Annotated in this window: 15 protein-coding genes; 6 read left to right on the top strand and 9 right to left on the bottom strand. The window is 66.0% G+C overall.

The annotated features are described in order from the left end of the window. Positions 1-51 precede the first annotated feature (51 nt). From ACFVTD_RS12230 to ACFVTD_RS12220, 3 genes are all read left to right on the top strand, one after another. On the top strand, positions 52-255 hold the full coding sequence (locus ACFVTD_RS12230) for a cold-shock protein (RefSeq protein ID WP_009357211.1): 204 nt from the start codon (positions 52-54) through the stop codon (positions 253-255). Positions 256-376: 121 nt separating this feature from the next. After that, complete coding sequence (locus ACFVTD_RS12225; RefSeq protein ID WP_387562984.1) at positions 377-712, top strand: hypothetical protein; 336 nt, start codon at positions 377-379, stop codon at positions 710-712. A gap of 56 nt (positions 713-768) precedes the next feature. Continuing rightward, positions 769-1,554: a TipAS antibiotic-recognition domain-containing protein gene (locus tag ACFVTD_RS12220; RefSeq protein WP_387562981.1), complete on the top strand. Its 786-nt coding sequence runs from the start codon at positions 769-771 to the stop codon at positions 1,552-1,554. Between the two features lie 18 nt (positions 1,555-1,572). Here the strand turns inward: ACFVTD_RS12220 and ACFVTD_RS12215 are convergent, their stop codons facing one another. The 4 genes from ACFVTD_RS12215 to ACFVTD_RS12200 are packed head-to-tail and all read right to left on the bottom strand — an operon-like array spanning position 1,573 to position 5,166. Then, positions 1,573-2,244 carry a DedA family protein gene (locus tag ACFVTD_RS12215; protein ID WP_387562978.1) on the bottom strand — a complete coding sequence of 224 codons (672 nt, stop codon included), beginning with the start codon at positions 2,242-2,244 and terminating at the stop codon, positions 1,573-1,575. Positions 2,245-2,253: 9 nt separating this feature from the next. Further along, complete coding sequence (locus ACFVTD_RS12210; protein WP_387562975.1) at positions 2,254-3,030, bottom strand: enoyl-CoA hydratase; 777 nt, start codon at positions 3,028-3,030, stop codon at positions 2,254-2,256. Then, on the bottom strand, positions 3,027-4,049 hold the full coding sequence (gene mmsB, locus ACFVTD_RS12205; protein WP_387562972.1) for a 3-hydroxyisobutyrate dehydrogenase: 1,023 nt from the start codon (positions 4,047-4,049) through the stop codon (positions 3,027-3,029). The genes ACFVTD_RS12210 and mmsB overlap by 4 nt, the downstream gene beginning before the upstream one ends. Next, positions 4,042-5,166: an enoyl-CoA hydratase/isomerase family protein gene (locus ACFVTD_RS12200; RefSeq protein WP_387562969.1), complete on the bottom strand. Its 1,125-nt coding sequence runs from the start codon at positions 5,164-5,166 to the stop codon at positions 4,042-4,044. Before ACFVTD_RS12200 ends, mmsB begins: the two co-directional genes overlap by 8 nt. Positions 5,167-5,326: 160 nt before the next feature. Between ACFVTD_RS12200 and ACFVTD_RS12195 the strand changes: the two genes are divergently transcribed. Next, positions 5,327-6,133 carry an exodeoxyribonuclease III gene (locus tag ACFVTD_RS12195; RefSeq protein ID WP_387562966.1) on the top strand — a complete coding sequence of 269 codons (807 nt, stop codon included), beginning with the start codon at positions 5,327-5,329 and terminating at the stop codon, positions 6,131-6,133. A gap of 34 nt (positions 6,134-6,167) precedes the next feature. Beyond that, positions 6,168-7,058, top strand: coding sequence for a hypothetical protein (locus ACFVTD_RS12190; protein WP_387562963.1), 891 nt, complete (start codon positions 6,168-6,170; stop codon positions 7,056-7,058). Between the two features lie 39 nt (positions 7,059-7,097). Here the strand turns inward: ACFVTD_RS12190 and ACFVTD_RS12185 are convergent, their stop codons facing one another. The 5 genes from ACFVTD_RS12185 to ACFVTD_RS12165 form a co-directional block, all read right to left on the bottom strand. Further along, complete coding sequence (locus ACFVTD_RS12185; protein ID WP_387562961.1) at positions 7,098-8,150, bottom strand: LacI family DNA-binding transcriptional regulator; 1,053 nt, start codon at positions 8,148-8,150, stop codon at positions 7,098-7,100. Positions 8,151-8,301: 151 nt separating this feature from the next. Beyond that, complete coding sequence (locus ACFVTD_RS12180; RefSeq protein ID WP_387562958.1) at positions 8,302-8,550, bottom strand: hypothetical protein; 249 nt, start codon at positions 8,548-8,550, stop codon at positions 8,302-8,304. Then, entirely contained in the window at positions 8,547-9,446 is a 900-nt protein-coding gene (locus tag ACFVTD_RS12175; protein WP_387562955.1) for a carbohydrate ABC transporter permease, read from the bottom strand. The genes ACFVTD_RS12180 and ACFVTD_RS12175 overlap by 4 nt, the downstream gene beginning before the upstream one ends. After that, the gene (locus ACFVTD_RS12170) at positions 9,443-10,480 is read right to left on the bottom strand and encodes a carbohydrate ABC transporter permease (protein WP_387562952.1); all 1,038 of its coding nucleotides are present in this window, start codon (positions 10,478-10,480) and stop codon (positions 9,443-9,445) included. Before ACFVTD_RS12170 ends, ACFVTD_RS12175 begins: the two co-directional genes overlap by 4 nt. 7 nt (positions 10,481-10,487) lie before the next feature. After that, on the bottom strand, positions 10,488-11,783 hold the full coding sequence (locus tag ACFVTD_RS12165) for an ABC transporter substrate-binding protein (protein ID WP_387562949.1): 1,296 nt from the start codon (positions 11,781-11,783) through the stop codon (positions 10,488-10,490). Positions 11,784-11,922: 139 nt separating this feature from the next. On the opposite strand from ACFVTD_RS12165, the gene ACFVTD_RS12160 reads away from it, so the two are divergent. Beyond that, positions 11,923-13,731: a glycoside hydrolase family 13 protein gene (locus ACFVTD_RS12160; protein WP_387562946.1), complete on the top strand. Its 1,809-nt coding sequence runs from the start codon at positions 11,923-11,925 to the stop codon at positions 13,729-13,731. The last annotated feature ends 6 nt before the right edge of the window (positions 13,732-13,737 follow it).

The following is a 13,737-nucleotide window of genomic DNA, read 5'->3' as shown; positions in this document are numbered from 1 at the left end:
TCCGGGACGATCCCCGGGGAGAGAATCAGAGTCACATGAAGGAATGCAGCCATGGCAACAGGCACAGTTAAATGGTTCAACGCCGAAAAGGGTTTTGGCTTCATTGCCCCCGATGACGGGTCCGCTGACGTATTCGCCCACTACTCGGCAATCGCCACCAGCGGCTACCGCTCACTGGACGAGAACCAGAAGGTCGAATTCGATGTGACCCAGGGCCCCAAGGGTCCGCAGGCAGAGAACATCCGCCCGCTCTAAGTCTTCGGCGGCCTCCGGCACAGGCCGGGACCCCATCCAGCGGCCCCTCCAACCCAGGTTGGAGGGGCCGCTGTTTTTGTACCCGGCGTCTCTGGGTTTCCGCATTTGGGATAATTGATTCATGACCGGACAGGACCAGGACAGGGATCCTTGGGAGGAGTTTGACTCCCTTGGCCCCGCAGCGCCGGACCTCATCCCCGGGCAGCCCGGCGGGGAGCCGCACGGCTTCGGGTTCCGGACCGGGGTCCGCAGCGCCCGTGTGGCCGTGGGCTTCGCCGTCTATGCGCTCGGCCTGGGAACCGTCCTGGCCCTGACCGGATGCATCGTCTTCATCAGCCGCCAGCAGTGGCTGCTGCTGGGCCTGATGGTGCTCATTGAGGCCATCTTTGTCTTTGCGTTCACCCGCCTCGTGGCCCAGGCCAGGCACCGGGCCCCGCGGGACCGCCGGGCCGGCTGAACACCCGGAGTCGTTGCCCTTGACCTTGACGCAGCGTCAAGCCCTAGGCTCGCAGCATGCAGGATTTTTCCAACACCGGCGGCACGGACTGGTCCATCCAGGACGTAGCCAGGATCGCCGGCACCACCAGCCGCACGCTCCGTCACTATGACGACATCGGCCTGCTGAAGCCCAGCCGGGTAGGCCACAACGGCTACCGCTACTACGACGGCGCCGCCCTCCTTCAACTGCAGCGCATCCTGCTGCTGCGCGAACTGGGGCTGGGTTTGCCGGCCATCGCGGAAGTCTTCCAACGCCAGGCGGATCCCGTGGCCGCGCTGGGCCGGCACCTCGACTGGCTGGGGCAGGAGCAGCAGCGGCTGGCCCGGCAGGCTGAGTCCGTGCGGCAAACAATCGAAACAGTAAAGGCAGGAGGCCATCTGATGGCAGAGGACATGTTCAAGGGCTTCGACCACACGCAGTACAAGGATGAAGTTGAAGTGCGGTGGGGCAAGGACGCCTACGCGGCGTCCGATGCGTGGTGGCGCGGCATGGGGCCCGCGGAAAAACGGGAGTGGAAGTCCCGGGCGGAAGAGCTTGGCCGGGACTGGACGGCAGCGGCGGTTGCGGGTGTTCCGGCGGACGGGCCGGAAGCCCGCGAACTGGCAGCGCGGCATGTGGCGTGGCTGAAGTCCATTCCGGGAACCCCCGCAGCCGAAAACAGCGGCGACATCCGGGGATACGTCACCGGGCTGGCCGACATGTACGTGGAGGACCCCCGCTTTGCTGCCAATTACGGCGGAGCTGAAGGAGCCAGCTTCGTCCGGGAGGCCCTGCACAGCTTCGCGGCACAGTACCTCTAGGAGTTCCGGAAGCGGCAGTCAGCGCCGGGAGTCTTCCCGCTGGGCCTTGGCCCGCTTGGTCCGCCGGATGACCAGCAGGACCACGGCGACGGCCAGGGCCGCATAGACGGCATAGTTCAGGAACCGGGAATACTTCTCAATGAGTTGGTACTGGGTGCCCAGGAGGTAGCCCAGCCCAATGAGGGCGCCGTTCCACAGCCCGCTGCCGGCAAGGGTGAAGACGGTGAATGTTCCCAGCGGCATGGCCGCGGCGCCTGCCGGCAGGGAGATCAGGCTCCGGATGCCGGGCAGCAGGCGGCCGAAGAAGATGGACGACCTGCCATGGCGGCCGAACCACCCGGCGGCACGCTCAAAGTCTTCGCTGTCTACCAGCGGCAGCCTGGACAGCCAGCGGATGGACCGTTGCAGGCCCAGCTTTGCCCCGAGCAGGTAGAGCAACAGGGCCCCGAGGTAGGCCCCCAGGGTGCTGGTGGCAAAGACCAGGAGGAGGTTCAGGGACCCCTGCTTGGCGAGATACCCCGCCAGTGGAAGAATCACCTCGCTGGGAATGGGCGGCACGACCGTCTCCGCCAGGGTGAAAGCGCCTACGCCCCACTCGCCCAGCGTGTCGATGGCCCGGGCAGCGAAGCCCACGATTCCCGTGAGTCCTTCGGTGGGGCCGGCTGCACCGGCCACGGTTGTCCACGTCATCTGGCGGGTTTACCGGTGCTTGAATTCCGGCTGGCGCTTTTCGGTGAACGCCGCCATGCCTTCTTTCTGGTCCTCCGTGGCGAACAGGGAGTGGAAGAGCCGCCGTTCGAACACCACCCCCTGGGCCAGCCCGGTTTCGAAAGCGGCGTTCACGGCTTCCTTTGCCGCCATCGCCGCGGGCTTTGACTTTTCGGCGATGACGCCGGCCACCTTGAGTGCTTCGGACACTACCTCTGCCGCTGGAACCACCCGGGATACCAGCCCGCACCGTTCGGCTTCCCCGGCATCGATGAACCGTCCGGTGAGGATCATGTCCATGGCCTTGGCCTTCCCCACAGCCCTGGTCAGGCGCTGCGAGCCGCCCATGCCGGGGAGCACTGCAAGGTTGATTTCCGGCTGCCCGAACTTTGCGTTGTCCCCGGCGATGATCAGGTCGCACATCATGGCCAGTTCGCAGCCGCCGCCCAGGGCGAAGCCGGACACCGCCGCGATGGTGGGGATCCGCAGCCGGGTGAGTTCCTCCCAGCCCCGGAACCAGTCCGCGACATACATGTCCATGTAGCCCTGGTCCGCCATCTCCTTGATGTCGGCTCCCGCCGCGAAGGCCTTCCCGGAGCCGGTGATCACCACCGCGCCCACTCCGGGGTCGGAATCCATGGCCGTCACGGCGGCCACCACTTCCTCCATGGTGGCCTTGTTCAGCGCGTTCAGTGCCGCGGGCCTGTTGAGGGTGACCAGCCCCACCCTGCCCTGCTGCTCCACCAGGATGTTGGCGTACTCCGTCATTCGGGACTCCCGTCGTCGTGTGCTGTGGCGGCCGGACGCCGGCCCGGCGCCTCTGTGCCAGCGGCTCCTGCGGGGCCGTCCCCGGCCTGCCGTTCCGATGAGCCGCGGATGTCGGTGATGATGGCGGAGAAGTCGCGGCCCGCTCCGCCCCCTGCGGCAAACCTATCGTAGATACGGGCGGCGAGCGCTCCCATCTGTCCTGCCACCCCGGTGCTGTCCAGGGCGTTGACGGCAAGGTTGAGGTCCTTGGCCATGAGGGCCGCGGCGAAACCCGGCTGGTAGTCCCTGTTGGCGGGGCTGGTGGGCACCGGCCCGGGCACGGGGCAGTTGGTGGTCAGCGCCCAGCACTGCCCTGACGCGGCGGATGCGACGTCGAACAGGGCCTGGTGCGTCAGCCCGAGCTTCTCCCCCAGCACGAAAGCTTCGCTGACCGCGATCATCGAGACGCCCAGGATCATGTTGTTGCAGATTTTGGCGGCCTGCCCGGCCCCGTGGGCGCCGCAGTGCACCGCCCGCCTGCCCATGACCTCCAGGAGCGGCAGCACCTCCTCGAAGCCTGCCGCGTCGCCGCCTGCCATGAAGGTCAGGGTGCCTGCCTCGGCTCCCACCACGCCGCCGGAGACGGGGGCGTCAACGGACCGGTGGCCCGCTTCGATGGCCAGCTGGGCAGCCTCCCGTGCCTCGTCGACGTTGATGGTGGAGCAGTCGAGGAACATAGTTCCCCGTGGCGCGGCGGCCAGCAGTCCGGGCTCCCCCGGCTGCCCGGGATGTCCGGCGGCCCCCCGGTAGGCTTCGAGGACCTGCCGGCCGCTGGGGAACATGGTCAGCACCACGTCGGCGCCGGCAAGTGCTTCGACGGCGGTGGCCGCCACCGGCACGCCCTGCGCCCGGGCCGCTTCCACGGCTGCGGGCGACACATCGAACCCGGTCACCCGGTAACCGGCGCGGACCAGGTTCAGGGCCATGGGTCCGCCCATGTGTCCGAGGCCCAGGAACGCGACGCTGTCCTTTTCAGGCATGGTCCGCCTCCGCCCCTTCCATGTCCCTTCCGGGTTGCAGGTCAAGCTCCGGCCCGTCCAGCGGCTGGAAGAACCTGTCCACCTGGCCCGCCAGCACCTCGGCCAGTGTGCCCGGCTTCCACCGCGGGTTCCTGTCCTTGTCCACCACCTGGGCGCGGATACCTTCGCGGAAATCGGGGCCGGCGAGGAACCGCAGCCCGGCCCTGTACTCCTGGGCAAGGGCCTCATCAAGGGTCAGGTTCGCGGCCCGGCGCAGTGACGCCAGGGTGACCTTGACCGACGTCGGCGACTTGGCTTCGATGGTGTCCGCCGCCGCGGTGGCATCGTCCCGGCCGGGCCCGGTCCATGCCCGGAGCCTGGCAACAATGTCCCCGGCGTCGTCGCTGGCGTAGCAGGCATCGATCCAGTCCCGCTGGCCGGCCAGGGCAGAAGGCGGGGGCTGTTCAGCACAACGGGCGACGACGGCTTCCGGGGTTTCTGTTTCCAGTCCCGCCGCCAGGCCCGGCAGCGAGGCTGACGGGACGTAGTGGTCCGCAAGGCCCAGGAACAAGGCGTCGCCGGCGGCCAGGTGCGCCCCGGTCAGGGCCGCATGGGTTCCCGTCTCACCGGGTGCGCGGGACAGGAGGTAGGTCCCGCCGACGTCGGGCGCGAATCCGATGGTGGTTTCGGGCATCCCCATCCTGGTCCGTTCGGTGACCACGCGGACGTTCCCGTGAGCCGAGATTCCCACCCCACCGCCAAGGACCAGCCCGTCCATAAGGGCGACGTACGGCTTGGGATAGCGGGCAATGAGCGAGTTCATCCGGTACTCGGTCTGCCAGAAGCCAGCAGTCTGGTTTCCGCCGTGCAGCATGTCCCGGTAGATCGCCACGATGTCACCGCCCGCGCACAGGCCACGTTCCCCGGCGCCCTGCACCAGGACGGCGGCCACGTCGTCGTCCGTTGCCCAGGCGGTGAGCCGGCGCAGGAGCACGTCCACCATCCCCGCGGTGAGGGCGTTGACCGCCCGGGGCCGGTTGAGGGTGATCACACCGAGCCGGCCGCGGTGGCCGAAAAGCACCTCCGCGTCTCCGTTTCCTGCGCTGCTGTCCGTTGTGGTGCCCGTGGCTGCGGTCATCGGCTGGTGCTCCTTCGCATGGTGGCCGGGCGTGTGATCCAGGCCATTCTGGTGCGAATATACCCGCCGCCTGCTGCCCGGGACCAACCGTGCCCGCGCCGCGGCCGCGGCCTTTCGGGGGCTTTACCCGGTGCGTGGCCGCCAAGGTAAGTTAGGAACCGTGAAGATAGCTACCTGGAATGTGAACTCGCTCCGTGCCCGCGCCGACCGCGTTGAAGCCTGGCTGCAGCGCAGCGACTGCGACGTCCTGGCCATCCAGGAGACCAAATGCAAGGACGAGAACTTTCCGTGGGAACTCTTTGAACGGATGGGCTACGAGGTGGCCCACTTCGGGGTGAACCAGTGGAACGGCGTGGCGATTGCCTCCAGGGTGGGGCTGGAGGACGTGGAACGGACTTTCCTGGACCAGCCGTCGTTCGGCAAGGCCGGGAAGGATCCTGTCCAGGAGGCCCGCGCCATGGCTGCCACCTGCGGCGGTGTCCGCGTCTGGAGCCTCTACGTCCCCAACGGCCGTTCCCTGGATGACGAACACATGCCGTACAAGCTCAAGTGGCTCGAAAGCCTCCGGACGCACGCCCAGTCTCTGGTCGCGGAAAACCCGCAGGCGCAGGTGGCCCTGATGGGCGACTGGAACATCGCGCCTTTCGACGATGACGTCTGGGACATCGACCTGTTCATCGCCAACCGGGCAACGCACGTCAGCCCGCCGGAGCGGGAGGCGTTCCACGCCTTCGAGTCGGCCGGTTTCACCGATGTGGTGCGCCCCTACACCCCCGGGCCGGGCGTCTACACCTACTGGGACTACACCCAGCTGCGGTTCCCCAAGAAGGAAGGCATGCGGATCGACTTCATCCTGGCCTCCCCCGCCCTGGCCGCCCGCGTCACCGGCGCCTCGATCGACCGCGAGGAACGCAAGGGCAAGGGCGCCTCTGACCACGCCCCCGTGCTGGTGGAATTGGCTGACTGATGACCGCGACCTGGACCCATGCAAGGAGGCCGTCGTGACGGGGAACCTCTACCGGGGCCAGGCCGGCCTGCCTTTCTCCTCCACGCTGCGCGTCTACGAACCCTTGGAGGCCTTCCCGGAGGAACAGCGTCCGGACATCGCGGCGGCGGGGGCCCAGGCCGTGTCACGCGCCGCCGTCGAAAACGCTGAACTGCTCGCCTCGCTGGGACGGATCACCCGCTCCGGCGGGGACCCTTTCCCCACCGGACGCACCGACCTGGTGCGCGTCACCACGGCACCGGGGCCGGACGGCGGAACGGCCGACGACGGTGCTGGCGCCGGCATTGAGCCAGTCCTCCTGTATTGCCCCAGCCAGCTGGTCCTCCGCGCCGGGCTGGCAGCCAACGCGCTGATGGAGGGGATCCACGGGCCGCTTGCCGAGCTGCTGATCCCGGAGGAGCAACGGGACCGGCACCAGGAACGGATCGACCTGGTGAAGGCACGCGACGGGTCCGTCCGGGTCCACACCCGTGCATCCACCTGGGGCATCCCGTTCAGCTGGTTCTCGCTGTTCGCCGAATCCGACCGCAAGGATGTGGTGGAAGCCGGTGGACGGATCCTCACCGTGCGTGTCTGGACGCCCATCACCGATGCCCTGGAGCGGGCCCGCTACGCGGTGGCCAACCTGGCACTCGCCGCCCCGGACCTGGACATGCTCGATGACCTGGCGCAGCTGACCGAATGGCTTGAGCTGTTCCACGTGAACTCCATGGTGGAACTGGACTACGGGGCCGTGGCGGACAAGGTGTACCCGGACGAGTCTCCCATGGACATCAGGCTGGGCATCGAATGCCTGGCGGAGGGGGACATGACCGGCGCCGCGGCGGCCTACCGACGGCTGGCCTCGCGGTGGGTTCCCATCCGCCAGCTGGCCCGCGCTTCCTGAGCATGCCGGCTAGGGGGAACAACAGGCCCTAAACCTGTATCAGGTTTGGGGAGGCGCCGTGGTGCGCCGGATGATGAGTTCATGGGGCGCGACGGCGGAGCGGACAGCCCCGTCCTCGCCGTCCAGTTCATCCAGCAGCATCTTCGTCGCCAGTTCGGCTTGTTCGTCCGGGCGCTGCCCCACGGTGGTCAAGCCCATGGCGGCGGCGAAATCGTGGTTGTCGATGCCCACCACGGACAGGTCGCCAGGGACGCTGACGCCTATGCGGTTGGCTTCGAAGATGACACCCATGGCCATTTCGTCCGAGGCGCAAAATATGGCTGTTGGTTTCTGTCCCGGACCCGACCACAGCCGGCGGAAGGCCTCCTGGCCACTGCGGACGGTGAAGTCGCCCCATTCGTCCCATTCCGGCCGGGTGGGCAGCCCGGCGGCGGCCATGACGTCCTTGAAGGCCAGGATGCGGACCCGGGGAACGTCGAAGTTGAGGTCTGTCTCGTCGTCGCCGTGCAGCAGTGCGATATCACGGTGGCCCAAATCGATCAGGTGCCGGACCGCGGTTGACGCTGCGGCGTAGTCGTCGATGCCAATGTAGGGGCACTCCTCGACGTGCCCTCCCACCACCACTAGGGGGATGTCGATCTTTTGGAGGTGTTCGATTTCCTCGTGGCTGAGGGCCATGCAGAGCACCAGCAGGGCATCGATCTGCTTATAGACCATGGTCTTGCTGAAGAGCCGCTCGCGGTTGCTCCCGTGGCCGCCAAGGTTGAAGAGGGAAAGGTTGTAATTCCTGGCGTGCAGTTCGCGGTCTGCGCCCTCGATGGCTTTGGAAAAGAACCACCGGCTGACGAACGGGGCCAGGACGCCAATGGTTTTGGTGCGCCCCGTGGCCAGCCCGGAAGCGGAGGACGAGGCCACGTAGCCCAGGTTCCCGGCCACTTCCAGGATCTTCTCCCTGGTGGCCGGAGAAACCCTGGGCAGTCCGCGGACGGCACGGGAGACGGTGGCTGTTGAGACTCCGGCGGCGGCCGCCACGTCCTCGATGCTGACACCGTTATGGCCGCCCCGCTGCGACCTTTCCGTTGTCCGTGCCACCGTGTCCCCCTTTAACTCCTTTTCGGCGTAGGGCCGGCTGGCCCTGCGTTTACCCCCGGCCTTGTATTTTTCCATTCCGGGGACGGGCAGCGACTACCGACCCGGTGGCTGCGTCCAAGGTCACAGCCACCGGTATCCGGCGGTTTCTTCCCTATCGGCGGGCTGGAAGTTTCCGGCGCAGCCGTACCATGCCATACAGGGCCAGCAAGGTGGCCAGCAGGCCCAGCGCCCATCCAAGGGCAGGCTGGGCCGTGACTTCCATCCACACAGTGGCTACCAGGAGGACCAGCGCCCAGAACGCGAGGAAGCCGATGATGATGTCGAAGTCCTCCCCCGAGCGGACCAACCGGCTGCGGTTCCCCGCCCCCGGGGTCCGGGGGCGGGAACCTGCGTCCGTCACTTGACCGCACCTGCCGTGAGGCCGGCCACGATCTTGCGCTGGAAGACCAGCACCAGGATCACCAGCGGGATGGTGACGATGGTGCCGGCGGCCATGATGGCCGTGTACGGGATCTGGTTGGGCTGCGCACCGGCGAAGTTGGCGATCGCCACCGTCACCGGCTGGGTTGCGTCGCTGGACAGCTGGCTGGCAATCAGGAACTCATTCCACGACGAAATGAAGGCCAGGATTGCGGTGGTGAAGATTGCCGGAGCAGCCAGCGGCATGATGACCTTGCGGAACGCCTGCCCCTGGGTGCAGCCGTCAACGCGGGCTGATTCCTCGAGTTCCCACGGCATTTCCCGGAAGAACGAGGTCATGGTGTAGACCGTCAACGGGAGCACGAAGGAGATGTTCGGGATGATCAGCGCCTGGTACGTACCCATCCAGCCGATGTTGGTGAACAGCTGGAACAGCGGGGTGATCAGAGCGACGCCGGGGAACATGGATGCACCCAGGATGAAGCCGAGGACCAGGAATTTGCCCTTGAAGTTCAAGCGGGCCAGGGCGTACGCGGCGAACACGCCAATCAGCAGGGACACCACCGTCACGACGCCACCGATGAACACACTGTTCAGCAGGGCCTGGCCGAACCTGTTGCCGAACGAGGTATCGAAGGCGGTTATGAAGTTGTCCAGGGTTACGTGGGTGGGAAGGATCGAGGTGTCGTAGGTAAAGCCGACTTCGCGGAACGCCGTGACCACCATCCAGTACGCCGGGGCCAGGCACCAAAGCAGGACTATGACGGCGCTGAGGTAGGTCCGCCCCTGCGCCCACTTTTCACGGTTCTGGGCTGCCTTGCGGCCCTTGTCCTGCTGGGCCCGCAGCGCCGAGGCGTCTGCTGTTGCCGTGGTCATTTCTTCCCCTTTCCTGTGGCGCCGCTCTGCTCAACCACGTTCGCCCCAAGGAAGCGGACGAAGATGAAGGCGACGAGGAAGATGATGATGAACGTGATGGTGGACAATGCCGCCGCGGAGTTGAAGCCCTGCCTGATCTGGTTGATCACCAGGATGGACAGCGTGGTGGTGTTGTTCGCGCCGCCGGTGAGGATGTACGGCAGGTCGAACATGCGCAGCGCGTCGAGTGTACGGAACAGGATAGCCACCATCAGGGCCGGTTTCACCAGCGGAAGGGTGATCAGCCGGAACCGCTGCCAGGCCGTGGTCCCGTCCACTTTTGCTGCCTCATATACTTCTGCCGGAATCATCTGGAGGCCGGCAAGGATCAGCAGTGCCATGAAGGGTGTGGTCTTCCAAACGTCCGCGATGACCACGGCCCACTTGGCCGGCCACTCGCTGCCCGTCCACAGGATGGTGGTGTTGAACAGCTTGTTGGCGATGCCCTCAAAAGCGAAGATGAAGAACCAGAGCTTGGCCGTCACGGCGGTCGGGATGGCCCAGGGCACCAGGACAGCGGCGCGGACCAGGCTGCGGCCCCGGAACTCGCGGGCCATGATCATGGCCATCCAGAAGCCCAGGACCGTTTCAAATGCCACCGTCACCACGGTGAAGAAGAAGGTGGTGGCCGTGGCGGACCAGAACTGGCCTCCGAGGGTACCGGGCGGGCAGGCAACTGTTCCGCCGTCCGGTGACGAGCATTGCTGCGCGAGCCAGTTCACGTAGTTCTGGATGCCTGCCGAGCCGCCTGCGGTGAACAGGCCGGTGGCGGGATCAAGGCCGGCGTCCTTCTGGAACGACATGACGATGGCGCTGATGATCGGGTAGACGATCACGATGCCCAAGGCGACGATGGTGGGGGCGAGCAGCCAGGACGCCCAGCGTCCCTGGCTGGCGATCCTGTTGTCCTCGCCTACGCCCTTAGGCGCATGATGGACGGGGGTCCCGCCCGACGCCGGTGACTTTACCGGCGTCGGGCCTAGTTCGGTTGCCATGGCAGGACTACGATCCCGCACCGGCGGATTCGATGGATTTCTGCATGTCAGAGAGTGCGGAGTCCACTGTCTTTTCTCCCTTGATAGCGGAGTAGGCGTTGTCTTGGATTGCCTTGGTAACAGCCGGGTAGAACGGCGTCACAGGACGCGGTACGGCGTTCTGGATGGACGTCTTCAGCACCGGCAGGTAGGGCAGCTTGGCAACGAGTTCCTGGTCGTCATACAGCGATCCAAGAACCGGAGCCAACGAGCCCTGGGTAGCGTAGAACTTCTCGGTCTCCGCCGAGGTCATGAACTTCATGAAGTCAAGGGCAGTTGCCTTGTTCTTGGAGTACACGCTGGTGGCAAGGTTGTGGCCGCCGAGTGAGGATGCACCGGGTCCATCCTTGCCCGGGAGTGCAGCCAGCCCCGTCTTGTCCTTGACGGCCGACGAACCTTCAGTAGTGATCAGGTTGAAGGCGTAAGGCCAGTTGCGCAGGAACAGGAGCTTACCGCTCTGGAACGCCTGGCGGCTGTCCTCTTCCTTGTACGTGATGGCTTCCTTGGGAATGTTGCCGTCAGCGTATGCCTTGGCCAGGTTCCCCAGGCCGGCCTTGGCCTCGGCCGTGTTCAAGTTGGGCTTGCCGTCCTTGTCCAGGACGGAACCGCCGGCGGAGTTGATGGCCTCGGACGCATTGACCGTAAGACCCTCATACTTGCTGAACTGGCCCGCGTAGCATCCGATGTTGTTCTGCTTGGCGATGGAGCACATGCTCATCATCTCGTCCCAGGTCTTGGGAGGGGTGGGTACCAGGTCTTTCCGGTAGTAAAGGATGCCGCCGTCCGAGGTTTGCGGGGCCGCATACAGGGTGCCCTTGTAGGTTGCGCTGTCCACAGTCGGCTTGAGCATGGCGCTGGTGTCAATCGCCATCTTGTCCTTCAGCGGCTGCAGCCAGCCCTTGGCTGCGAATTCAGCGGTCCAGACGACGTCCACATCCACGACGTCGTAATCCGACTGCTTTGCCTGGAAGTGCTGGACCAGGTCGTCATGCTGCTGGTCGGCCTGGTCGGTCTGTTCCTTGAAGGTGACCTTTTCGTTCGGGTGGGCCGCGTTCCACTTGTCCACCAGGGGGCGCACAACGTTGCTGTTGTCTTTGCCCTGGACGTAGGTGATGGGACCGCGTCCGTCGAGGTTGGCGCTGGCGTCACCGCCTCCACCGCCGCCCCCGGTGGTGCCCCCTCCACCTCCACCGCCACAGGCGGACAACGTCAGGGCCAGAATGCCGGCAGTGGCAGCCGGAAGCAGGAATCTCGGGGTTTTCATTAGCTTGAAGCTCCTCGCTGAGTGACAAGTAAGTCGACAGAACGCTTGTAGGTGAGGTTGATGTGGTGACCATCACACTAGTAAGGTGACTGTCGGTAATGCAAGCGTTTACATCAAAAAGTTATCAGAGGGGAACCAAATGCCAGTCCCGTCCGTTCCCGCACCCTTCCGAGCCTCGTCACCCTGGTGGGCGGACGCCGTCGTCTATCAGATCTACCCCCGGTCCTTCGCGGACGGTAACGGTGATGGCATGGGCGATCTCCGCGGTGTCACGGGCCGGCTTCCCTACCTCGAGGCTCTTGGAGTGGATGCCATCTGGCTCTCCCCGTTCTACAAGTCGCCGCAGGCAGACGGCGGATACGACGTAGCCGACTACCGCCAGGTGGACCCGATCTTCGGCTCCCTGGAAGACTTCGACGCCATGTTGCGGGAGGCCCACCGGCGCGGCCTGAAAGTCATCGTGGACCTGGTACCCAACCACACCTCCGACGAACATGCCTGGTTCCAGGAGGCGTTGGCGGCACCTCCGGGAAGCCCCGCACGGGACCGGTATATGTTCCGGAACGGCAAGGACAAGGTGCCGGGATCCGGTGACGGCGGCCGGGCCCCCAACAACTGGAAATCCGTGTTCGGCGGACCGGCCTGGAGCCGTGTGCAGGAGGCGGACGGTTCACCTGGCCAGTGGTACCTTCATCTTTTCGATACCAAGCAACCGGACCTGAACTGGGACAACCCGGAGGTCCAGGAGGAAATGCGGTCGGTTCTCCGCTTCTGGCTGGACCGCGGCGCAGACGGCTTCCGGGTGGATGTTGCCCACGGACTGGTCAAGGAATCGGGACTTCCGGACTGGGATGGCGTCGCCGCCATGGTGGAGGGAACCTCCGCTGCACACTTGGAGAGCCATTTGCCCGGGGATGCACCCCACGCCCACACCGACGCCGAAGAACCCCACAGGGCCGTTTCCCCCATGTATCCGCCGTCTCCCTTTTTCGACCAGGACGGCGTCCACGCCATCTACCGGGACTGGAACCGCGTCCTGGCGGAGTACGACGGGGACCGCATGATGGTGGCTGAGGCCTGGGTGGAACCGGCCGAGCGGCTGGCCCGCTATGTCCGGCCGGATGAAATGCAACAGGCCTTCAACTTCGACTTCCTCCTGGCAGGGTGGAATGCCGATCGCATGGCTGAGGCCATCGACGCATCCCTGGCAGCGGCAGCGTCAGTGGGCGCTCCGTCCACCTGGGTGCTCAGCAACCACGACACCGTGCGGCACACCACCCGGTTCGGCCTCAAGGATCCCACCACCTTCCCCAAGGGCATCGGGGCCGCCGACGAACAGCCCGACCCGGCCCTGGGCCTGGCGCGGGCCCGCGCCGCGACGCTGGTTGCGCTGGCATTGCCTGGCTCCGCCTACCTTTACCAGGGCGAGGAACTGGGCCTGCCTGAGCACACGTCCCTTCCTGACGATGCCCGGCAGGACCCCACGTTCTTCCGGACCCATGGTGCCGAAATCGGGCGCGACGGCTGCCGGGTCCCGCTGCCATGGACGGCGGCCCAGCCCGGGTACGGGTTCTCGGGCGAGTTGTCCGGGCAGGCCCCAGGGCCGTGGCTCCCCCAGCCGGAAAGCTTCGGGCCCCTGGCCGCAGACCTGCAGGACGGCGAGGAGGGCTCAACCCTTGAGCTGTACCGGGCAGCCTTGGCTTTTCGGGCGGCACAGCAACTGGGCAGCGGCAGTGTGGAGTGGACGGATGAGCACGCGCCGGACAGCGGCCTGCTGGCTTTCCGGAATGGAGCCGTGACGGTCCTGTCCAATATGGGCTTCGCTTCCGCACCCGTGCCTGAGGGTTTGGCCGTGGTGCTGTCCAGCGGCCCCGAACCGGCCGAAGAATGGACCGCCATGCGGGAGGTGCCCGTGGACACCACCGTGTACCTCATGGGCGGCAGGTAGCAACAG

Source organism: Pseudarthrobacter sp. NPDC058119, from assembly GCF_042884655.1.
In the GTDB taxonomy this organism is placed as follows: domain Bacteria; phylum Actinomycetota; class Actinomycetes; order Actinomycetales; family Micrococcaceae; genus Arthrobacter.
This window is presented reverse-complemented; position numbering and strand designations above follow the sequence as displayed.